The organism is Cryobacterium sandaracinum (assembly GCF_004403415.1).
GTDB lineage: Bacteria > Actinomycetota > Actinomycetes > Actinomycetales > Microbacteriaceae > Cryobacterium > Cryobacterium sandaracinum.
Genome location: NZ_SOGO01000025.1, coordinates 124,528 through 144,617, shown reverse-complemented (window position 1 = coordinate 144,617; position 20,090 = coordinate 124,528). Strand labels below are relative to the sequence as shown.

The 20,090-nt window shown below is 65.5% G+C and carries 17 protein-coding genes; 10 read left to right on the top strand and 7 right to left on the bottom strand.

The genetic code is table 11. The features are described 5' to 3' along the window. The 3 genes from E3T25_RS09230 to E3T25_RS09220 all read right to left on the bottom strand — a co-directional run. Positions 1-438: biotin/lipoyl-containing protein (locus tag E3T25_RS09230; RefSeq protein ID WP_338145476.1), on the bottom strand; the 438-nt coding region annotated here is incomplete at its 3' end. A gap of 70 nt (positions 439-508) precedes the next feature. Beyond that, positions 509-1,879 (bottom strand): dihydrolipoyl dehydrogenase, encoded by a 1,371-nt coding sequence (gene lpdA / locus E3T25_RS09225; protein WP_134373812.1) that lies wholly within the window; start codon positions 1,877-1,879, stop codon positions 509-511. A 99-nt stretch (positions 1,880-1,978) separates the two neighbouring features. Then, positions 1,979-3,466 (bottom strand): leucyl aminopeptidase, encoded by a 1,488-nt coding sequence (locus E3T25_RS09220; RefSeq protein ID WP_134373810.1) that lies wholly within the window; start codon positions 3,464-3,466, stop codon positions 1,979-1,981. A gap of 96 nt (positions 3,467-3,562) precedes the next feature. Between E3T25_RS09220 and E3T25_RS09215 the strand changes: the two genes are divergently transcribed. The 5 genes from E3T25_RS09215 (at position 3,563) to E3T25_RS09195 (ending at position 9,416) form a co-directional block, all read left to right on the top strand. Continuing rightward, positions 3,563-4,486 (top strand): proteasome assembly chaperone family protein, encoded by a 924-nt coding sequence (locus E3T25_RS09215; protein ID WP_134373808.1) that lies wholly within the window; start codon positions 3,563-3,565, stop codon positions 4,484-4,486. 54 nt (positions 4,487-4,540) lie between these two features. Further along, positions 4,541-5,875 carry an MFS transporter gene (locus tag E3T25_RS09210; RefSeq protein ID WP_104101987.1) on the top strand — a complete coding sequence of 445 codons (1,335 nt, stop codon included), beginning with the start codon at positions 4,541-4,543 and terminating at the stop codon, positions 5,873-5,875. Positions 5,876-6,106: 231 nt separating this feature from the next. Continuing rightward, on the top strand, positions 6,107-7,414 hold the full coding sequence (locus E3T25_RS09205) for an RNA polymerase sigma factor (protein ID WP_134373806.1): 1,308 nt from the start codon (positions 6,107-6,109) through the stop codon (positions 7,412-7,414). 8 nt (positions 7,415-7,422) lie between these two features. Then, positions 7,423-8,691: a MurT ligase domain-containing protein gene (locus E3T25_RS09200; RefSeq protein WP_206750255.1), complete on the top strand. Its 1,269-nt coding sequence runs from the start codon at positions 7,423-7,425 to the stop codon at positions 8,689-8,691. Next, complete coding sequence (locus E3T25_RS09195; protein ID WP_134373802.1) at positions 8,688-9,416, top strand: type 1 glutamine amidotransferase; 729 nt, start codon at positions 8,688-8,690, stop codon at positions 9,414-9,416. The genes E3T25_RS09200 and E3T25_RS09195 overlap by 4 nt, the downstream gene beginning before the upstream one ends. A 55-nt stretch (positions 9,417-9,471) precedes the next feature. Here E3T25_RS09195 and E3T25_RS09190 read toward each other — a convergent pair whose 3' ends face one another. Further along, entirely contained in the window at positions 9,472-9,708 is a 237-nt protein-coding gene (locus tag E3T25_RS09190) for a DUF7455 domain-containing protein (protein WP_134373800.1), read from the bottom strand. Positions 9,709-9,880: 172 nt separating this feature from the next. On the opposite strand from E3T25_RS09190, the gene E3T25_RS09185 reads away from it, so the two are divergent. Continuing rightward, on the top strand, positions 9,881-11,962 hold the full coding sequence (locus E3T25_RS09185) for a DNA gyrase/topoisomerase IV subunit B (protein WP_134373798.1): 2,082 nt from the start codon (positions 9,881-9,883) through the stop codon (positions 11,960-11,962). Between the two features lie 18 nt (positions 11,963-11,980). Here E3T25_RS09185 and E3T25_RS09180 read toward each other — a convergent pair whose 3' ends face one another. Both E3T25_RS09180 and E3T25_RS09175 read right to left on the bottom strand, forming a co-directional pair. After that, entirely contained in the window at positions 11,981-12,679 is a 699-nt protein-coding gene (locus tag E3T25_RS09180) for an SDR family NAD(P)-dependent oxidoreductase (protein ID WP_134373796.1), read from the bottom strand. A gap of 54 nt (positions 12,680-12,733) precedes the next feature. Next, positions 12,734-15,217 (bottom strand): DNA gyrase/topoisomerase IV subunit A, encoded by a 2,484-nt coding sequence (locus E3T25_RS09175; protein WP_134373794.1) that lies wholly within the window; start codon positions 15,215-15,217, stop codon positions 12,734-12,736. 91 nt (positions 15,218-15,308) lie between these two features. Between E3T25_RS09175 and E3T25_RS09170 the strand changes: the two genes are divergently transcribed. Then, complete coding sequence (locus tag E3T25_RS09170) at positions 15,309-16,454, top strand: alkaline phosphatase family protein (protein WP_198412920.1); 1,146 nt, start codon at positions 15,309-15,311, stop codon at positions 16,452-16,454. 20 nt (positions 16,455-16,474) lie between these two features. Here the strand turns inward: E3T25_RS09170 and E3T25_RS09165 are convergent, their stop codons facing one another. After that, positions 16,475-17,035, bottom strand: coding sequence for a DUF3043 domain-containing protein (locus tag E3T25_RS09165; RefSeq protein WP_104102013.1), 561 nt, complete (start codon positions 17,033-17,035; stop codon positions 16,475-16,477). Positions 17,036-17,108: 73 nt separating this feature from the next. Between E3T25_RS09165 and E3T25_RS09160 the strand changes: the two genes are divergently transcribed. The 3 genes from E3T25_RS09160 to ctaC all read left to right on the top strand — a co-directional run bounded on the left by E3T25_RS09160 (position 17,109) and on the right by ctaC (position 20,087). Beyond that, complete coding sequence (locus E3T25_RS09160; protein WP_134373792.1) at positions 17,109-18,530, top strand: dipeptidase; 1,422 nt, start codon at positions 17,109-17,111, stop codon at positions 18,528-18,530. A gap of 134 nt (positions 18,531-18,664) precedes the next feature. Continuing rightward, complete coding sequence (locus tag E3T25_RS09155; protein WP_104102019.1) at positions 18,665-19,021, top strand: HesB/IscA family protein; 357 nt, start codon at positions 18,665-18,667, stop codon at positions 19,019-19,021. 178 nt (positions 19,022-19,199) lie between these two features. Next, the gene (gene ctaC / locus E3T25_RS09150; protein ID WP_104171124.1) at positions 19,200-20,087 is read left to right on the top strand and encodes an aa3-type cytochrome oxidase subunit II; all 888 of its coding nucleotides are present in this window, start codon (positions 19,200-19,202) and stop codon (positions 20,085-20,087) included. Positions 20,088-20,090: the final 3 nt, after the last annotated feature.

Here is a 20,090-nt window from a genome sequence, read left to right as displayed (position 1 = left end):
TTCGGGAGCGGCGACCGGTGCGGGTGCCGCGACCGGTGCGGGTGCCGCGACCGGTGCGGGTGCCGCGACCGGTGCGGGTGCTGCAACGGGTGCGGGTGCCGCCACCGGTGCGGGGGCGGCCACCGGTGCCGGCGCTTCCGCGACGGGCTCGGGAGCGTCCACCGGCGCAGGCGCTTCCGCGACGGGAGCGGAGGCACCGGAACCCTCACCGATCGTGACCAGCGGAGTTCCGACCTCGACGGTCTCATCTTCCTGAACCAGGATGGCCTCGATCACGCCGGCAATGGGGGACGGGATTTCCGTGTCCACCTTGTCGGTCGATACTTCCAGCAGCGGCTCGTCGACTTCGACGCGGTCTCCCACGTTCTTCAGCCAGCGGGTGACCGTACCCTCTGTGACACTCTCACCGAGTGCCGGGAGGTTAACGGATTCGCTCATGCGATTGTCTCCTTCAAAACGAATTGTCTTTAATTAGAGTACTGAGTGTCTGAATGCAGAGGTTCGACGGCTACGCGTGAAGCGGCTTGCCGGCCAGCGCCAGGAAGGCCTCGCCGAGTGCCTCGTTCTGGGTGGGGTGCGCGTGCAGGAACGGGGCGATGTCTTCCGGGTAGGCCTCCCAGTTCACCACCAACTGTCCCTCACCGATCAGCTCGCCGACGCGGGCGCCGATCATGTGGACACCGAGGATGGGGCCGTCTTTGACCCGGACGAGCTTGATGGAGCCACTCGTGCCGAGGATGGAGCTCTTGCCGTTTCCACCCAGGTTGTACTCGACGGTGGAGATCTGGTCGGCGCCGAACTTTTCGGCAGCCTTGGCCTCCGAGTAGCCAACGGAGGCGATCTCCGGGTCGCTATAGGTGACCTTGGGGATGTTGAGGTCGTCGACGACGATCGGGTTGAGACCGGCGATCTCCTCGGCGACGAAGATGCCTTGCTGGAATCCGCGGTGCGCGAGCTGCAGGCCGGGGACGATGTCGCCCACGGCGAAGACGCCGGGGATGTTGGTCGCGAGGCGCTCGTCGGTCAGGACGAAGCCGCGGTCCATGGTGACGCCGACCTCCTCGAAGCCGAGTCGGGCGGTCGACGGGCCACGCCCGACGGCGACGAGCAGAATCTCCGCCTCGATGACGGTGCCGTCCTCCAGGGTGATGACGACGCCGTTCTCGTGCTGGGTGACGCTCTGGAACCGGATGCCGAGCGAGTATTCGATGCCACGCTTTCGGAAGGCGCGCTCCAGCTGCTTGGAGATGGACTCTTCCTCGTTGGGAACCAGGTGGGGAAGTGCCTCGATGATGGTGACGTCGGCACCGAAGGACTTCCAGACGCTCGCAAATTCGGCGCCGATGACGCCGCCGCCGAGCACGGCGACCTTCTTCGGGACGAACTCGAGCTCGAGGGCGTGCTCGCTGGTCATGACTCGACCGCCGATGGCGAGCCCCGGCAGGGAGCGGGAGTAGGAGCCTGTCGCGAGGACGATGTTCTTACCCACGATGGTGTCGGCACCGACCTGCACGGTGTTCGGCGAAATCAGTCGACCTTCACCTTCGATCACTGTGATGCCGCGCGACTTGATCAGACCCTGCAGCCCCTTGAACTTCGACGCCACAATACTCTTGCGGAACGCGTTCACGGCGGGCATGTCGATGCCCTCGAACTGCGTTTTGACACCGTACTTTGCGGCGTCGCGGCTGAAATCGGCCACCTCGGCCGAGTGCAGGAGTGCCTTGGTCGGGATGCAACCGAGGTGCAGACAGGTTCCGCCGAGTTTGCCCTTTTCGATCAGGCCAACGGTGAGCCCCAGCTGAACGGCACGCAATGCGGCCGCGTAGCCACCGCTTCCGCCGCCGAGAACGACAAGGTCAAAATTCTGTTCCGACACCCAGATACTCCCTCATACATCACAACCCGGTCTGCCCGCAGCGAGGATACGCATCCGGGCAGGCGAGAGTGGGCGAGATTTCTCGCCCACTCGACTGTACTACGGGCGCGAAAAGTCCTCGGCCAGTCGGAGCAGAGTCCGAACCGAGATTCCGGTCGGCCCGGCATTCGTGAATCCCCACCCGCTGCCGGTGTTGTGGGCCGGCCCGGCGATGTCCAGGTGGGCCCACGGGATCGTCTCGGTGCCGTCCCCGTTGCCGCGGGTTCCGATGAACTCCTGCAGGAATACTCCGGCGAGCAGCATGCCGCCGTGGGTGCTGCCGATCTTCGCGTTGGCGATGTCGGCGACATCCGAGTTGAGTAGAGGGCGCAGTTCCTCGGGAAGCGGCATCGGCCACACCAGCTCACCCACCGATTTGCCGGCGGTGAGCACCCGGGCGACCAGGGCATCCTCACCCATGGCGGCGTAGTAGCGGGTGCCGAGTGCGACGAGGGCGGCGCCGGTCAGCGTCGCCACGTCCACGATCGCATCCGGGCACTCCTCGCCAGCCGCGACGAGACCGTCCGCAAGAACCAGGCGACCCTCCGCATCCGTGTTCAGCACCTCGACCGTGCGGCCTCCGCGGATCCGCAACACGTCGTTGGGTCGGATGGCCGAGCCGGACGGCATGTTCTCCGCGATGCAGAGCCAGGCGGTGATGCGCACGTTGAGCCCCAGGCGGGCGGCCGCCAGGGTCACGGCCAGCACGGTCGCCGCGCCGGTCATGTCGTATTTCATGCCGACCATGGATGCCGGCGGCTTCAGTGAGAGTCCGCCGGTGTCGAAGGTGATGCCCTTGCCGACCAGGGCAATGTGCTGCGTCGCGCCCTCCGGCGTGTAGCTGACCTTGACCAGGCGCGGCGGCCGGCTGGAACCCTGGCCGACGCCCGCGATCCCGCCGAAACCATCCGCGGCCAGCTCCGCCTCGTCCCAGACGCGCACGGCGACGGGAAGGCCCGCGGCGGCGTCCATGGACAGGCGCGCGAGTGCCTCCGGGTAGAGGTCGGAGGGCGGCATGTTGACCAGGTCCTTGACCAGGTTGACGGCCTCGGCGATGACTCCGACGCGGGCGGAGGCTCCGGCCGCCTCCGCGGCGGTGTGCACCGTGATCTCCTGCGCCGGGATCTTGGTCGCGGCGAGCGAGTTCTGCCGGTACGCGGTGTAATAATACGCACCGAGCGCGGCACCCTCAAGGACGGCCTCCGCTTGGGCATCCGTGGTCATGGGGAAGGCGAAGGCAACCGAGGTCACGCCGGTCAGCTGGCGAACGGCCGACCCGGCAGCATGGCGCAGCGCATCGACCGTGACCTCCTTGCCGATTCCGACAACGGCGATGCTGCGGGCGTTGCCGATCGACGCAGGCAGTCGCACCACCTGATCGCGACCACCCGTGATACCCAAGGGGGCGAGTTGGTCCGCGAGGCCGGCGAAGGCGGCGTCAGCGAACAGGGCGGCGGAGTCGCCGGACTGGAGCGCCCCGACAATGAGAACGTCCACCTCCGATTCGAGGGCGGGTGCTGCGGATATGGTCAGACGGGGTGCGTTCATCCCCCGATCGTACGCTCCGGGTGTGTTCGCTCTCGGCATCACGGCGGGGTCGTCGATTCCCGCACCGCCCGGAATTTGGCGCTTACAGTTAATGTCATGCGGGATCCTGGTGACATTTACGAGCTGACTGCGGACGCGCAAAACGTCCCGGAGGGGCTCCACCTTGTGGCGGGTCTGACGGGCTTCGCGGATGCCGGTGGTGCCGTCTCGCAATTCACGGAATACCTTCTGGAAACCCTTGACCACACCGTCGTCGCGACCTTCGACGCCGACGTGCTGCTCGACTACCGGGCGCGGCGGCCGATCATCCAGTTCGACCAGGACCACCTCACCGACTATCAGCCTCCCGCCCTGAGGGTGTACCAGGCCCGGGACGAGATCGGCCAGCCGTTCCTGCTTCTGACCGGCTTCGAGCCGGATTTCCGCTGGGAACAGTTCACCGCCGCGGTGCTGCAGCTTGAGCGCCGCTTCAAGGTGGCCTCCACAACCTGGGTGCACGCGATTCCGATGCCGGTCCCGCACACCCGTCCGATCGGCGTGACCGTCAGCGGTAACCGGTCCGATCTGGTCGAGAGCATGTCGGTCTGGCGTCCGAACACCCAGGTTCCGGCGAACGCGCTGCACCTGGTGGAATACCGGCTGCAGGAGGCTGGCGCCTCCGTCGTCGGGTTCGTACTACTGATCCCGCACTATCTGGCCGACACGGAATTTCCCCTCGCCGCCCTCGCAGCCCTGGACAGCACGAGTGCCTCCACCGGGCTGATCTTCCCCACCGATCGGGTGCGAGAGAAGAACCGCGAGTTCGTCGCCCGCATCGACGAGCAAGTGCGGGACAACCCCGAGCTGGGCAAGCTCGTCGGCACGCTCGAAGAGCGCTACGACGCCTATATGGAGGGCAGCACGCTGCGCTCCCCACTGACAGACGAGGCCGGCGAATTGCCCAGCGCCGATGAGATCGCCGCCGAACTGGAGAACTTCCTCGCCACCCGGCGCAGCAGAGACGACGGTTCGCCGGCCTGATCCGCCGCGCGTCGCCGTGAATCCGGATGCTTCGGCGCGGGTAAGTTTGGGGCAATGAACTCGCGCCGATCCTGGTTGATCTTTTACGTCGGATCGTTCGCGTACCTCTCCGCCGTCCTGCAGCGCTCTTCCCTCGGGATCGCCGGTGTCGCCGCCACCGAACGGTTCGGCGGGTCTGCCGCGCTGCTGTCGAGCCTCGCCGTCGTGCAACTCGCCGTCTATGCGGCGGCACAGATTCCGGTGGGCGTCCTGATCGATCGGTACGGGCCTCGCGTGCTGGTGGCCTCCGGGACAGGGCTGATGGTGGTCGGCCAGACCACGCTCGCCTTCGCCCCCGACATCCCGATTGCCGTGCTCGGGCGCATCCTCGTCGGTGCCGGCGACGCCGCCATCTTCATCTCGATGATTCGTCTCATCGCCTCGTGGTTCTCCGGACGCATCGTTCCTCAGCTCTCGCAGTGGCTGGGCAACATCGGTCAGCTCGGCCAGGTGCTGTCCGCCCTACCGCTGGCGTGGGTGCTGCACACCTGGGGGTGGACGCCGACGTTCCTCTCCGCCGCCTCGGTTGCCGTGTTGGCCCTGATCGTGGTCATCGTCGTGGTGACGGACCAGCCGGAGCGCGCATCCATGCAGAACCGGACCACCAGCTGGCGTGGCGCGCTACTGCAGCTCACACACAGTTTCAAGCGGCCTGGAACCCAGCTCGGCTTCTGGTCGCACTACGTCACACAGTCCTCCGGAACCGTCTTCACCCTGCTCTGGGGATTCCCTTTCATGGTGTACGGACTTGGCTACGACCCATCCCTCGCCGCGGCGATGCTGATGGTCCTGGTGGGTGCCGGCATGGTGTGCGGGCCGATCCTGGGGATCCTGACGGCGCGCTTTCCGCTGCGCCGCAGCACCATCGTGCTCGGCGTCGTCGCGCTGATGGGCGCGGCCTGGGCCGCGGTGCTGCTGTGGCCGGAGCAGCCGCCGTTCTGGTTGATGCTGGTGCTGCTCGTCGCACTTGGCATCGGGGGACCCGGCTCACTGATCGGCTTCGATTTCGCGCGCACCTTCAACCCCCAGCGCAGCCACGGCTCGGCGAACGGCGTCGTGAACGTGGGCGGCTTCACCGCCAGTTTCGTGATGGTCTACCTCATCGGGCTACTGCTTGACCTGCAGGACGGTTGGCGCACCGCCAGGGGGGAGGTGAGCGATCTGTATTCGCTCGACTCCTTTCGGGTTGCGTTTTCTGTGCAGTTCCTGGTTGTGGGACTCGGCGTGATTTTCCTGCTGCACGCCCGGGCCCGCACCCGCAGCCAGCTGTCCCGCGACGAGGGAGTGGAAGTCGCGCCGCTCTGGGTCGCCGTGGCGCGGGCATGGCGCCGGAGGCAGCAGCCTGAATAGCTGCGCGCCTGGCTCGTCTCCTACACAAAGCATGCAATAATTGTCAATAGGGCCCGTTCTGGTCCTGGGAGCAACGACAGCAGTGTCGGTGTGAATAGCCCGGGACTTGACATGGGTCCTAGTACTGCCCAAAATCCAAACTGCCCAGGCTCCTCTCCCGCTAGACCCACCCGGTCGGGACCCGCTTGGCAGCGCCGCAGGCTCCCGCGCCACGGCATGAGAGGTGTTCGAATGGCAACCCGCAAAAAAATCGAGCAGACCGAAGAACTCACCGTGAGCACCACTGAGGTTTCAGACGCAGTTGCGCCGGCAGCCAAGGCCGCCGCGAAGAAGCCGACCAAGGCCGCTCTGGCCAAGGCCGCTACTGCGGCAGCGGCCGCAGTAAGCGGTGAAGAGAAGCCCGCGCCGCGCAAGCGCGCCGCCAGCACGAAGGCGAAGGCCAAGCCGGTATCTGACGAACACGATGAGGCCGCACGCGGCGATGACGCGGATGCCGACGACGACTCCGACGAGGCCAAAAAGAAGCGCGCAGCATCCGCCGAGGCGCTCCCGAGCGGCGCCCTGGTACTGTCACTGGTCGACGACGACGACGAGGTGCCGGTTTACTCCAGTGCAATCACGGGCGCGACGGCCGACCCTGTCAAGGACTACCTGAAGCAGATCGGCAAGGTCGCCCTGCTGAACGCCGCCGAAGAGGTCGAGCTCGCGATGCGAATCGAAGCCGGGCTCTTCGCCGAAGACAAGATGTCCCAGATGAGCGACGCCGAGAAGAAGAGCGCCCTCGGACGCGAGCTCATGTGGGTCGCCAAAGACGGCGCCCGCGCCAAAAGCCACCTCCTGGGGGCAAACCTTCGCCTGGTCGTCTCGCTCGCCAAGCGCTACACGGGCCGCGGCATGCAATTCCTCGACCTGATCCAGGAGGGCAACCTGGGCCTCATCCGTGCCGTCGAAAAATTCGACTACACCAAGGGCTTCAAGTTCTCCACCTACGCAACCTGGTGGATCCGTCAGGCGATCACGCGTGCGATGGCCGACCAGGCCCGCACGATCCGTATTCCAGTGCACATGGTCGAGGTCATCAACAAACTCGCCCGCGTCCAGCGCCAGATGCTTCAGGACCTCGGCCGGGAGCCCACCCCGGAAGAGCTGAGCCGCGAACTGGATATGACCCCGGAGAAGGTCGTCGAAGTCCAGAAGTACGGCCGCGAACCCATCTCCCTGCACACTCCGCTCGGTGAGGACGGCGACAGCGAGTTCGGCGACCTGATCGAGGACACGGAAGCCGTTGTGCCTGCGGACGCCGTCGGGTTCACGATGTTGCAGAAGCAGCTGGAGAGCCTGCTCGACTCGCTCTCCGAACGAGAAGCCGGCGTCATCCGCATGCGCTTCGGCCTCGGGGACGGCATGCCGAAGACCCTCGACCAGATCGGCGACACGTTCGGCGTGACGCGTGAGCGCATCCGTCAGATCGAGTCGAAGACCATGGCCAAACTGCGTCACCCCTCACGGTCGCAGTCCCTACGCGACTACCTCGAGTAGAGCTCGTTTTGCGCTACGCACCGGCGATTCTTCTGGGACGCATCGTACGGAAATTGGCCCGGTGGCGGAAGCCGGGCGGCGGATCCGCGATCCCCGGTCTCGTGGTCAACAGGATCGCACCCGGATTCCTGCCGCGCAGCCTGAACAGCTTTCCGGGCGGCCTGGTCATCGTCACCGGGTCGAGCGGCAAATCAACGACGACCAAGATGCTGGTCGCAGCGCTCCGCGCTCACGGCACCGTTGTCTTCACCAACCAGTCCACGGCCAACATCAGCCAGGGTCTGACCTCCGCGCTGCTCGAGCAGGCCAGCCTGAGCGGTCATATCACGGGCGACATCGCCGTGTTGGAGATGGATGAGGGCCACGGAGCCCTGATCTCTGGTACGTTGACGCCGCGCGTCGTTGCGCTGACGAACGTCATGGTCGACCAGATCGACCGATTTCATGACTCGGACATGGTCGTGGCCATGCTCGCCAAGATCGCCGCCAGAGCCACCGGAACCGTCGTGGTCAACGCGGACGACCAGTATTTGACCGACCTCGCCGCACGCCTACCCGTTTCCTCGGCAGTCGCGCGCTACGGCGTCTCCGCCGACGTTCTCGCCGACAATCCGCGGGGCTTGGGCTACAGTGCGACCACCGCCACCAGGCTGGACGCGGGGGAGGGGATGCTCCTCACCTCAGTGCAGGGCCGCCGCGCCACCGTGAGCATTGCGGGTGTGGATTACCCGCTCGGGTTGCCCGCCCGCGGAACGCACTATGCCGTCGACGCCCTGACCGCGCTGTGCACGGCGCAGGCCGCGCTCGGCGACCGCTTCGATCCGGTGCTGGCCATCAACGCCATCTCGGCCATCCCACCGGTCTTTGGCCGTGGTGAGATCGTCACGGTTCGAGGCCAGCAGGTGGAATTCGTACTGGTGCAGAACCCGGCCAGTTTTCAGCTGAACGTCGACAGCCTCGAGCCGAAGACCGAGCAGATCCTCATCGCAATCGGGTCAGACGTGCGCGACCCGTCCTACTTTTGGCCCGTCAACACCTCGGGTCTGGGCCGGGTCCGTATTGCATCCGGTTCGAAGGCGCACGATATTGCCCTTCAGCTGGTATACGACGACGTCGTCGTCGACCGCATCGAGCCGAACCTGGGCCTGGCCCTGGACGATTTCCTGGCCCTGCCCGAACCGCTGACGGGTTTGAAGACGATCATCTTTTCCGCAGACTCCATGCGACGCACCAGGACGCACCTGGGGCTCGTCACCAACAAGGAGAAGCAGGAATGACCCGTCCGCTCTCGATCGTGTCGCTGCTTCCCGAACTCCTGGGCACCAACGGCGATGCCGCCAACGCCCGCGTTCTCGCCCAGCGGGCCCGATGGGCCGGTGCCGACGCCACGGTCGTGGAGGTGCGCTCCGCGGCCGATCTGCCGGACCAAGTCGATGCCGTCGTCGTCGGATCGGGCTCCGACTCCGACATGGTGCGCGCCAGGGACATCCTCGCGACGATGACCACGGAGCTGCGCACTTGGGCCACCGCGGGTGTCCCCATCCTCCTGGTCGGAATCGGCTGGGAACTTCTGAGCTGGGGCATCGAACTCGACGACGGATCCGTCGTCGAGGGGCTGGGCATCGTGGCCGGTCGCGCTGTTCCGATGCTGGCACGGGCCACGGATGACATCGTGGTCGCCTCCCGGTACGGACGTCTGATCGGTTTCGAGAATCATCAGCGCGGCTATGTCGGTGGCGAGGCGGCGCCGCTCGGCCAGGTGCTCTCCGGAACGGGCAATGGCGCGGGTACGGAGGGACTGGTCATGGGTAGCGTCGTCGGGACCCATCTTCACGGTCCCGTTCTCGCCAAAAACCCCGGACTGGCCGACCATCTGCTGTGTACGGCCCTGGCGCGTATCGGTCACGCGTATTTGCCCGGTGACCATTCGCTGGCTGCCGACGACATGGCACAAGCCGCACGCAATCAGATTGCGGTGCGGCTCGGACTCCCCATGGAGTAGAGGCCCATCGGCCGGTCGCAGGACAGCTAGAGCTGCCTGAGGCCGACCGATACCGCTAAGAGCGCTGGTCCTCGAGGAGGCGGCTCGACTCGTCGTGCCAGCTTTCCGCGATGGCGGCGAGCTTCTCCTGGTGCTTACGGCCATGGTGCGCGCAGAACAGCAGTTCGCTGTTGTTCACGACCACACGAATGTAGGCCTGGGCTCCACATGCGTCACAGCGGTCTGCCGCGGTGAGCTGGTGGGGAGCCTTCTCGTGGTTGATGGCACCATTTTCGGCTGCGATCTGGGACATGGTTTCCTCCTCCAGACTGATACCAACTGATACCAATTTAACCTGTACCTAATGGAAACACGGTCTGGCACGGTTATCGAGTCGGTTGCCCGTTATTTCGCTCACCGCGTAGCGCACTTCAATCGGGTGTTGATGACCGGGGGAGGGCGTTGGTTCGGTATTCTTGACCGTTGTGAGTTCTTCTGATTATTCTGCCCGCCACCTGTCAGTCCTCGAAGGGCTGGAAGCGGTTCGCAAACGCCCGGGCATGTACATCGGGTCCACCGACTCGCGCGGCCTCATGCACTGTCTCTGGGAGATCATCGACAATTCGGTCGACGAGGCACTGGGCGGCTTCGGCACCAGCATCGACATCGTGCTCCATGCTGACGAGAGCGTGGAGGTGCGCGACACGGCTCGGGGCGTTCCGGTTGACATCGAGCCGAAGACGGGACTGACCGGCGTCGAGGTCGTCTTCACCAAACTGCATGCCGGCGGCAAATTCGGCAGCGGATCGTATGCCGCGTCCGGTGGCCTCCACGGCGTGGGCGCATCCGTCGTCAATGCCCTGTCCGAGCGCCTCGATGTCGAGGTCGACCGTGACGGCAAGACCTGGGCCATGTCGTTCCACCGCGGCGAACCCGGGATTTTCGCGGACTCGGGGAAGAAGAGCCCCGACGCGCCGTTCACGCCCTTTGAGAAGCAGAGCGAACTACGCGTCATCGGCAAGGTCAAGCGCGGTGTGACCGGGACGCGGGTGCGCTACTGGGCCGACCGTCAGATCTTCACGAAGGGTGCGTCGTTTCAGACCGAGGAATTGCTCGAGCGAGCGCGTCAGACGGCCTTTCTCGTCCCGGGCCTGGGGATCGAGATCGTAGACGAGCGCACAGACGTGCACGTGCTCGAGTCCTTCATGTTCGAGGGCGGGATCTCGGAGTTCGTCGATCACCTCGCCACCGACAGCCCGATCACCGACACTTGGCGACTGACCGGAAACGGGACCTTCCGGGAGACTGTCCCGGTGCTGACCCCGACGGGTGCCATGGTGCCCACCGAGCTGGTCCGGGACTGTGCCGTGGACATCGCCCTCCGTTGGGGGACAGGTTACGATACGGTCGTCCGCAGCTTCGTGAACATCATCGCCACCCCGAAGGGCGGAACGCACCAGGCCGGGTTCGACGCGGGCCTGCTCAAGTTCTTGCGTGCGCAGGTCGAGCTGAACGCTCGACGGCTCAAAATGGGGTCGGACAAGCTGGAGAAGGACGACGTGATGGCCGGCCTCACAGCCGTGCTCACCGTGCGGCTTCCCGAGCCTCAATTCGAGGGGCAGACCAAGGAGGTGCTCGGCACCCCCGCGGTTCGCGCCATCGTGGCCAACGTCGTCGCCCAAGCCATGAACGAGCGTTTCGTGTCCACGAAGCGCGACGACAAAACGCAGGCCGCGGTGGTGCTGGACAAGATCGTGGCCGAGATGAAATCGCGAATCTCGGCTCGCGCCCACAAGGAAACCCAGCGCCGGAAGAACGCGCTGGAGAGTTCGTCCCTGCCCGCGAAACTGGTCGACTGCCGCAGCAATGATGTCTCGACGAGCGAGCTCTTCATCGTCGAAGGAGATTCCGCCCTGGGCACGGCCAAGCTCGCCCGGGACAGCGAGCACCAGGCACTCCTCCCCATTCGCGGCAAGATCCTGAACGTGCAAAAGGCATCCGTTGCCGACATGCTGTCGAACGTCGAGTGCGCGTCGATCATCCAGGTGATCGGCGCCGGGTCCGGACGAAGTTTCGACCTGTCAGCCGCGCGCTACGGCAAGGTCATCATCATGAGCGACGCGGATGTCGACGGCGCACACATCCGCACGCTGCTGCTCACCCTGTTCTTCCGCTACATGCGCCCGATGATCACGGAGGGACGCGTTTTCGCGGCCGTACCGCCGCTCCACCGGGTCGTGGTGATGAACCCGGGCACGAAGCCGAACGAGACCATCTACACATATTCGGAGGTGGAGCTTCAGGCCGTGCTCGCCGGACTCAAGAAAAGCGGCAAGCGCTACCAGGATCCGATCCAGCGCTACAAGGGCCTCGGCGAAATGGATGCCGACCAGCTCGCGACGACGACGATGGAGCGGGCGCATCGCACGCTGCGCCGCGTGCGGGTCGCCGACGCGGAGATGGCTGGAAACGTCTTCGAGCTCCTGATGGGCAACGACGTCGCGCCGCGCAAGGAATTCATCATTGAGAGCTCGGACAAACTGAGTCGCGACCGTATCGACGTGTGACGCCCCTGACCGGGGGGGCTACGAGTGGAACGATGTGCTTGCCAGGTCGCGTTCGCCGTTGATGATGGCGTCGACGACGCGCTGGGCGACGACGACCGGAGGGTAGCCGGCCGGCAGGCGGGGGGCGATTCCGGAGATCGGGTGAGTGGAGAGTTCGGTCTCGGTGTGACCGGGCCGCGCGTCCAGAATGCGGATGCCGCTACGCCGCAGTTCCCGGCCGGCGGCCTGTCCGAAGGCAGCGAGGGCGGCCTTGGACGCCGAGTATGCGGCGAGGTTGGCAGTGGGGCTCTCGCTGACGACGCCGCTGAGGGTGACGATAAAGGGCTCTCGCCCCTGCTCTGCGGATTCGCTCAGCGCGGCCCGAGCCGCACGGAGCAGGCGGATCGGTGCCAGCGTGTTCACGGCGAACAGCTCGGCGAGCGTCTCATCACTCACCTCGATCGCCGGTCCGAAGGCAACGACCCCCGACGCGTTGACGATGCCGTCGAGCCGTCCGTTCACGCTGATCGCGTCGGCGACGAGAGTCGTGATTGCGTCCGGATCGGTGAGGTCGGCGGCGAGCGGGGTTCCGGGAATCGAGAGCGCTTCAAGTTTCGCCTGGTTGCGCCCGCTCAGGACGAGTCGGGCGCCGCCGGCAGCCAGAAGTCGGGCAATTTCACTTCCCAGACCCCCCGAGGCGCCGAGGACGAGAATGACGGAATCGTCGAGGTGTGTCATCTGGCCACCATAACGCACCACCCTCCGCACATGGCTGGAGATCGCGCTCGGGCGTCAGCCGATCCGGGCGCCGATGGCGCCGATCACGGAGTCGAGCATGGCCCCGGACGCATCACGTCGCGACCCTGATTCAGGAAGCATGCGGGGTGTGCCGTCCGACGCGACCGCCCGGGCCGGCAGAGGCCCCACCCACGCGACGGAGACGGTGTCCTCGCCTTTCAGGAACCGCTGGGAGCGCACCCCACCCGTTCCCCGGCCTTTCGCCGGGTACTCGGAGAAGTCGGACACTTTGGCGCTGCCCGGGTCTGTTCCGGGCAGGGTGTGGCTGCCGGTCGCGACGGTCGCAACCACGAGCGCCGCAGCGCCGTGCGCTTCCACGCTGGTGAAATACACCACGTGCGCGTCCGCGGCCAGTTTGATGCCCGCCATACCGCCGGCGGTGCGCCCCTGCGGGCGCACCGACCCGGCAGGAAAACGCAACAGCTGTGAGTCGGAGGCGATGAAGACGAGTTCGTCGTCTTCCGCACCCTGCGCCGCGCCGACCACCATGTCCTTGGGCTTCAGCGCGATGATCTCGAAATCGGGTTTGTTTGCCCAGTCGCCGGGGGTGACGCGCTTCACGATGCCCTGTCTGGTCCCGAGAACGATCGAATGCTTGGAATCAAGCGCGACGAGCGCGACGATCTTCTCCGCCGTGTTGGGCAGGGCCAGGTAGTCGCGCACGCGTACGCCGGCCCCGAGCTGGACCGAGGTCGGCGGCAGCAAGGGGAGGTCGACGGGGGAGAAGCGGATGAGCCGTCCCAGGTTGGTGACCGCTCCGATCTCGGTGCGACTGGTCGTGTCCAGAACGGACAGGACGGCATCATGCTTGCTGCGCCTCTGAGCCGGCGTGATCCGCTCCGGCTGGACAGTGGTGCCGGCCGGAATCTCCACCCGGGCGATCTTGCCCGTCACGCTGAGGTAGACCCGGGTCGGGGTGTCCGTCACCTCGAGGATGGCGGCCTTCCGCTTGGCGGCGGCGCTGTTGGCGCCGGCGACACTCGCCTTGGCCTCGGTCAACAGGGTTCGCCGCGGCGTGCCGAAACGCTCGGCCACCGAGGCCAGTTCGTCGGACACCAGGGTGCGGATGGAGGCCCTGCTGCCGAGAAGCTTCTTCAGCGCCGCGATCTCCGCCAGCAGCTGATCCCGCTCGGTTTCGAGTTCGATGCGTGAGAAGCGGGTCAGGCGCCGCAGGCGGAGCTCGAGAATGTACTCGGCTTGAATCTGGCTCAGGTCGAAAACGTCGATCAGCTTGGCGCGCGCCTGCTCGCTGTCGTCGCTGGCGCGGATGACCTGGATCACCTCGTCGATGTCCAGGATTGCCACCAGTAGGCCTTCGACGAGATGCAGACGCTCCGTTCGTCGGGCCAGTCGGTAGGCCGAGCGCCGGGTCACGACCTCGATTCGGTGTCCGATGTAGACGAGCAGGAGTTCCCGCAGACCCAGTGTCTGCGGGCCGCCGTCGACGAGGGCCACCGCATTGATGTTGAAGGAGTCCTCGAGCGGGGTCACCCGGTACAACTGCTCGAGCACGGCCTCCGGGCTGAAACCGGTCTTGATCCCGATGACGAGACGGAGTCCCTTGGTGCGGTCCGTCAGATCGGTGACATCGGAGATGCCACTGAGCTTCTTGGAATTGACCCCGTCCTTGATCTTCTCGATGACCCGCTCGGGCCCGACCAGGTAGGGAAGTTCGGTGACCACGAGACCGGCCTTGCGGGCGGTGATGGCTTCGACGGATACCCGCGCCCGGGTCTTGAAACTGCCGCGCCCGGTGGCGTAGGCATCCATGATTCCCGTCAGCCCGACGATCGTGCCGCCGGTGGGCAGGTCAGGCCCCGGGACGAACTCCATCAGGTCCTCGAGGGTCGCGTCTGGGTGGGCGAGCAGATGCCGCGCCGCGCCGACGACCTCGATCAGGTTGTGCGGAGCCATGTTGGTGGCCATGCCGACGGCGATACCGCTCGCGCCGTTGACGAGCAGGTTGGGGTAGGCGGCCGGGAGAACGTCCGGCTGGGTGAGCTGGTTGTCGTAGTTGGGTACGAAGTCGACGACGTCTTCGTCGAGGTTTTCCGTCATGGCCAGGGCCGGCGCGGCCAGCCTGGCCTCGGTGTACCGCGGGGCGGCCGGCCCGTCATCGAGCGAGCCAAAGTTGCCGTGGCCGTCGATCAAAGGGACCCGGAGCGTGAACGCCTGCGCCATGCGCACGAGAGCGTCATAGATCGCGGTGTCGCCATGCGGGTGAAGCTTTCCCATGACCTCGCCGACGACCCGCGCCGACTTGACGTGGCCGCGATCGGGGCGGAGCCCCATCTCGCTCATCTGATACAGGATGCGCCGTTGCACTGGCTTGAGCCCGTCCCGGGCGTCCGGGAGCGCCCGGGAGTAGATGACCGAGTAGGCGTATTCGAGGAACGAGCCCTGCATCTCGGTGGAGACATCGACGTCTTCGATGCGCTCGGTGAACGTGGCGGGCGTGGTGCTGTCTGAACGGCTCATTCGTGAATTCTGCTGAGGCGTGCGTTGAGGGACGCGCGCTGTCGGGTAGGCGCTGGATCGATCCGGCCCTGTCTATGTCAGACTTGGCACGATGCCCCCCATGCTACCGGCCCGCCAATTCGGCACCCTGCGCCTTGCCGACGTTCTCACAAGTTCCCTGTCATCGATCGAGGGCCTTTCCAACATTCTGGACCTCGGCCAGACGAACAAGGCGGTCGTCCTTCTGGCGGACGGCCTCGGCGTCAGTTCCCTCCGAGCCCGTCCCGGGCACGCCCGATTCCTGAACTCGCTGCTGACCAAGTCCAGCGTGGTCGACGGCGTCTTCCCATCCACCACGGCTGCAGGCATCACGACCCTTACCACGGGTGTCGCACCCGGGCAGCACGGACTCGTCGGCTACCGGGTCCGAGACGCCGACCGGGACCGTGTGGTGAACCAGCTGACCGGCTGGGACGACGACATGCGACCGGAGACCTGGCAGCGTGCGCGCACCGTCTTCGAACGGGCCGCGGATGCCGGCATCCCCGGTTTCGCCATCGGACCCCGCCGGTACACCACATCCGGCTTCACCCAGGCGGCGCTTCGCGGCGCGCACTACGTACCCGCGGAGAGCGTGTCCGACAGGTTTGCCGCCGCGCGACACCTTCTGGACACCGAGCCGCGCGCCCTCGTCTACGTCTACGTCCCCGAGCTGGATGTGGCCGCACACGCGCACGGCTGGGAGTCCGAACGGTGGTTGGCCGCGCTGGAGAACCTCGACGGCGCGGCCGCCCGCTTCGCAGCCGCACTGAAAGCCGATGAGGGTCTCCTGGTCACGGCCGACCACGGAATCATCGACGTGCCGATGACCAGACACGTGCTCTTCGACACGGTCCCCGAACTCATCGGCGGCGTCCGCCACATCGGCGGGGATCCCCGGTGCCTGCACCTCTACCTCGAACCCGAACTCGGTTCCGACTCAGGCGCGGCCCTCGCCGATACGTGGCGCGGTATTGAAGGCCACCGCGCCTGGGTCTTCAGCCGCGCGGAAGCAGTCGAGTCCGGGCTGTTCGGCGGTGTTGCACCCGAGGTCCTGCCTCGCATCGGCGACGTGATCGTGGCCGCACGCAAGCTCATCGCCTACTACGACTCCCGCGAGCCGAATCAGTCCGCACGTTCGATGGTCGGTCAGCACGGATCGCTGACGGACGAGGAACTCCGCGTGCCCTTGATCAGGTCGGGGACCTTCTCCGCCTGAGCGCGTGAGAAGTTCCGGCGTCAGGCGGGGTAGCGGCCGCGCTTGACCTGTGGTTTCGGCAGGCGAAGCACACGCAGTTGCAGTGCACGCATCGCTGCGTACCAGCGCACACGCTCGGCTTTCTCAGCGCCGAACTTGGCATTGAGCTTGCGCGTGACGATAAAGCCCAGGATGACGGAGTCGACAACGGCGACGATGACGAAGGCCCACAGGCCCAGGATTCCGTACGTCTGCACGGCCGCGTCGGGGAATACGCTGAGCAGGATGACCAGAAACATCACCGGAATCATGAATTCGCCCACGTTGAAGCGGGCGTCGACAAAGTCGCGCACGAAGCGCTTCTGCACACCGCGGTCGCGCACGGGGAGGAACTTCTCATCTCCGGCAGCCATACCCACCCGGGCACGCTCGCGAGCCTCGGCGGCCTTGCCTCTGGCCTGCTTGGCCGCGAGCTTGCGGTCATCTGGAACAAGCGGGCGCCGATTCAGAGCCTCTTGCTGCTTGCGGCTGGGCGTCGCCTGCCCTTTGCCGACAGGGTGGGTGGCCGCGAGGCGAGACCTGGTCTCGTCCGGGGTCTCCATGGATGGTTGTGCGTCTGGGTTCACAGGCTTAGCCACATCAGTTCCTTGCAATTGGTTGCCTTAAGATTACCTGATGAGTGATATTCAAGAAACAGCGCCCCCGGCAATCTCACCGGCCGCCCCGGCTCTTCGTGCGGCAGTCGAACGCGGCCTTCCCACGACCATTGCCGACCTGTGCTCCCTGGTGCGGATTCCCTCCGTCTCCTGGGATGCCTTCGACGCACTTCAGGTGGCCACCAGCGCGGATGCCGTCGCGGTCCTGGTCCGCGACCTCGGGGTGTTCGAATCGGTCGAGATCAAGCGAGCCGGGATCCCGGGCGGTGCCGAACTCGGCCATCCGGCCGTTTTGGCCACGCGCGCGGCACGCAACGGGCGCCCGACGGTTCTGCTCTATGCGCACCACGATGTGCAACCCCCCGGCCAGGATGCGGACTGGGACTCCAACCCGTTCGAACCGACCGTGCGTGGCGACCGCCTCTACGGACGCGGTGCGGCGGACGACAAGGCGGGAGTCATGGCCCACATCGCGTCGATCCGAGCTCTCGTGGAAGCAGAAGGACCCGATTTCGACCTCGGCCTGGCGCTCTTCATCGAAGGCGAGGAAGAGTTCGGCAGCCGGTCCTTCACCACCTTCCTGGAGGAGAACCGGGAGTCCCTGCGCGCGGACGCCATCGTCGTCGCAGATTCGAACAACTGGGACATCAACACCCCCGCACTGACCACGGCGCTGCGCGGCAATGTCACGTTCCGACTGACCGTACGCACCCTTGACCACGCGTCGCACTCGGGCATGTTCGGGGGAGCGGTTCCCGACGCAATGATGGCCGTCGTTCGTCTGCTCGACAGCCTGTACGCCGACGACGGCGCCGTCGCGGTCCGCGGGCTGACGAGCATCGATGTTCCGACTCCGGACTACTCGGTGGAGCAGCTCCGCCTGGAAACCGGGCTCACCGACGGCGTCGGCCCGATCGGTCACGGCTCGGTGCTCAGCCGGATCTGGTCCCAGCCGGCCATCACAATCACCGGGATCGACGCGCCGTCCGTGGCCAACGCGTCGAACACGCTCACCCCGGCCGTCACCGTTCGCTTAAGCACCCGGATCGCTCCCGGTCAGTCGGCGGACGAAGCGTTCCGTGCGCTCGAGGCGCATCTGCACGCCAAGGCTCCATTCGGCGCCCGAATCGACATCGATGACGTCGACACGGGGGAGGCCTTCCTGGTCGACACGGGCGGCTGGGCCGTCGCTGAGACGCGGAGCGCCATGGCCGAAGCCTGGGGCGAAAGCCCGGTGGACATCGGCGTCGGCGGGTCCATCCCCTTCATCGCCGACCTGGTGCGGGTGTTTCCGGATGCTCAGATCTTGGTCACCGGGGTCGAGGACCCGGATTCCAGGGCGCACAGCCCCAACGAATCTCTGCATCTCGGAGTGTTTAAGCGGGCCATCCTCAGTGAGGCCTTCCTACTCGGCCGTCTGAATCAGCGCACCGGGAGCTGACCCGACCGAGAGCGCAGAAATCCGGGAATGCAGAGGGTGTATTCCCGGTTGTGGTCGGTACAATCATGGCCACCACCGGACATCCAGCCGCCGCGAAAAACCGTGTGAAAACGACTCGAACACTGAGGAGCACCATGACCGACACAGTCGTCGCCAGCACAGCCGCCCATGGCGTTGGCCTGAGCGCCACCGCCGCTGACAAGGTACGCACCCTGCTCGCCCAGGAAGGCCGCGAGGACCTTCGCCTGCGCGTTGCCGTTCAACCCGGCGGCTGCTCCGGCCTCATCTACCAGCTCTACTTCGACGAGAGGCTACTCGACGGTGACGCTCTCGTCGACTTCGATGGGGTAGAGATCGTCGTTGACAAAATGAGTGTCCCCTACCTGGACGGGGCATCCATCGACTTCGAGGACACCATTCAAAAGCAGGGGTTCACGATCGACAATCCGAACGCCGGCGGAAGCTGCGCATGTGGAGATTCCTTCAGCTGACCCACCGGCGCCAGACAAAGCGTGTCGGGCTCGTATCTCCGCAAATACTATGACTGGCGGCGAATTCGTTATCTCGGAGGCCGGTTCTTGCACAACGGAACGTGCCACCCGCAGTAGGCTGGAAGTCTATAGAAGCACTTCCAGTTAAGTGTCGTCGAGTCTCACCGAAAGGTTACTGGTGCGCAAAAACCATCGTCTCCGATGGGCTGCAATTCCGATCGCAGCGTCGTTGGCCCTCGTTCTCGCAGGTTGCTCGCAAGCCCAGCTTCATGGCTACCTCCCCGGCTTCATCGAGGGTGAGCCGGCGGTAACCAACCAGACGGAGCGCATCTCCGGGCTGTGGACCACGTCGTGGATCGTTCTGATGATTGTGGGGCTCATCACCTGGGGGCTCATCATCTGGGCCGTCGTTGTCTACCGCCGCCGCAAGGGTCAGACCGGCCTTCCGGTGCAGCTTCGTTACAACATGCCGATAGAGATTTTCTACACGGTCGTTCCCCTTATTCTCGTGGTCGGCTTCTTCGCCTTCACCGCGCGGGACCAGGCAGAGATCGAGGCTCGTTTCGATGAGCCGGAGGTCAAAATCCAGGTCATCGGCAAGCAGTGGGCTTGGGACTTCAACTACGTCAACGAAGACGTCTACAGTGCCGGCATCCAGGGCCAGCCCGACGTCGACGGCCCCGCCGGTTCGCTGGTTCAGTCCGAGATCCCCACGCTCGTCCTGCCGGTCGGCCAGAAGGTTGAACTGGCGCTCGACGCCCGCGACGTCATCCACTCATTCTGGGTCGTTGACTTCCTGTACAAAAAAGACATGATCCCCGGCAAGACCAACTACATGTCGATCATCCCGGAGCGCATCGGCACCTATGACGGAAAGTGTGCCGAACTGTGCGGCGAGAATCACTCGCTGATGCTCTTCACGGTCGAGGTCGTGTCCGAGGCAGACTACGAGTCGTACATCGACTCCCTGCGTGCTGCAGGCAACGACGGCCAGCTCGGCCTCGATTACGCACGCAACCAAAATCTGCCAGGAACAACAGCACCAACCGAGCAGGAGGGCAACTAGTCC

Excerpts from the sequence above, each read along its gene's own strand:
- E3T25_RS09220 (WP_134373810.1), bottom strand. The coding sequence starts at position 3,466 with ATGAACGCACCCCGTCTGACCATATCCGCAGCACCCGCCCTCGAATCG.
- E3T25_RS09215 (WP_134373808.1), top strand. The coding sequence starts at position 3,563 with ATGCGGGATCCTGGTGACATTTACGAGCTGACTGCGGACGCGCAAAAC.
- E3T25_RS09210 (WP_104101987.1), top strand. The coding sequence starts at position 4,541 with ATGAACTCGCGCCGATCCTGGTTGATCTTTTACGTCGGATCGTTCGCG.
- E3T25_RS09205 (WP_134373806.1), top strand. The coding sequence starts at position 6,107 with ATGGCAACCCGCAAAAAAATCGAGCAGACCGAAGAACTCACCGTGAGC.
- E3T25_RS09195 (WP_134373802.1), top strand. The coding sequence starts at position 8,688 with ATGACCCGTCCGCTCTCGATCGTGTCGCTGCTTCCCGAACTCCTGGGC.
- E3T25_RS09190 (WP_134373800.1), bottom strand. The coding sequence starts at position 9,708 with ATGTCCCAGATCGCAGCCGAAAATGGTGCCATCAACCACGAGAAGGCT.
- E3T25_RS09180 (WP_134373796.1), bottom strand. The coding sequence starts at position 12,679 with ATGACACACCTCGACGATTCCGTCATTCTCGTCCTCGGCGCCTCGGGG.
- E3T25_RS09175 (WP_134373794.1), bottom strand. The coding sequence starts at position 15,217 with ATGAGCCGTTCAGACAGCACCACGCCCGCCACGTTCACCGAGCGCATC.
- E3T25_RS09170 (WP_198412920.1), top strand. The coding sequence starts at position 15,309 with ATGCCCCCCATGCTACCGGCCCGCCAATTCGGCACCCTGCGCCTTGCC.
- E3T25_RS09165 (WP_104102013.1), bottom strand. The coding sequence starts at position 17,035 with ATGGAGACCCCGGACGAGACCAGGTCTCGCCTCGCGGCCACCCACCCT.
- E3T25_RS09160 (WP_134373792.1), top strand. The coding sequence starts at position 17,109 with ATGAGTGATATTCAAGAAACAGCGCCCCCGGCAATCTCACCGGCCGCC.
- E3T25_RS09155 (WP_104102019.1), top strand. The coding sequence starts at position 18,665 with ATGACCGACACAGTCGTCGCCAGCACAGCCGCCCATGGCGTTGGCCTG.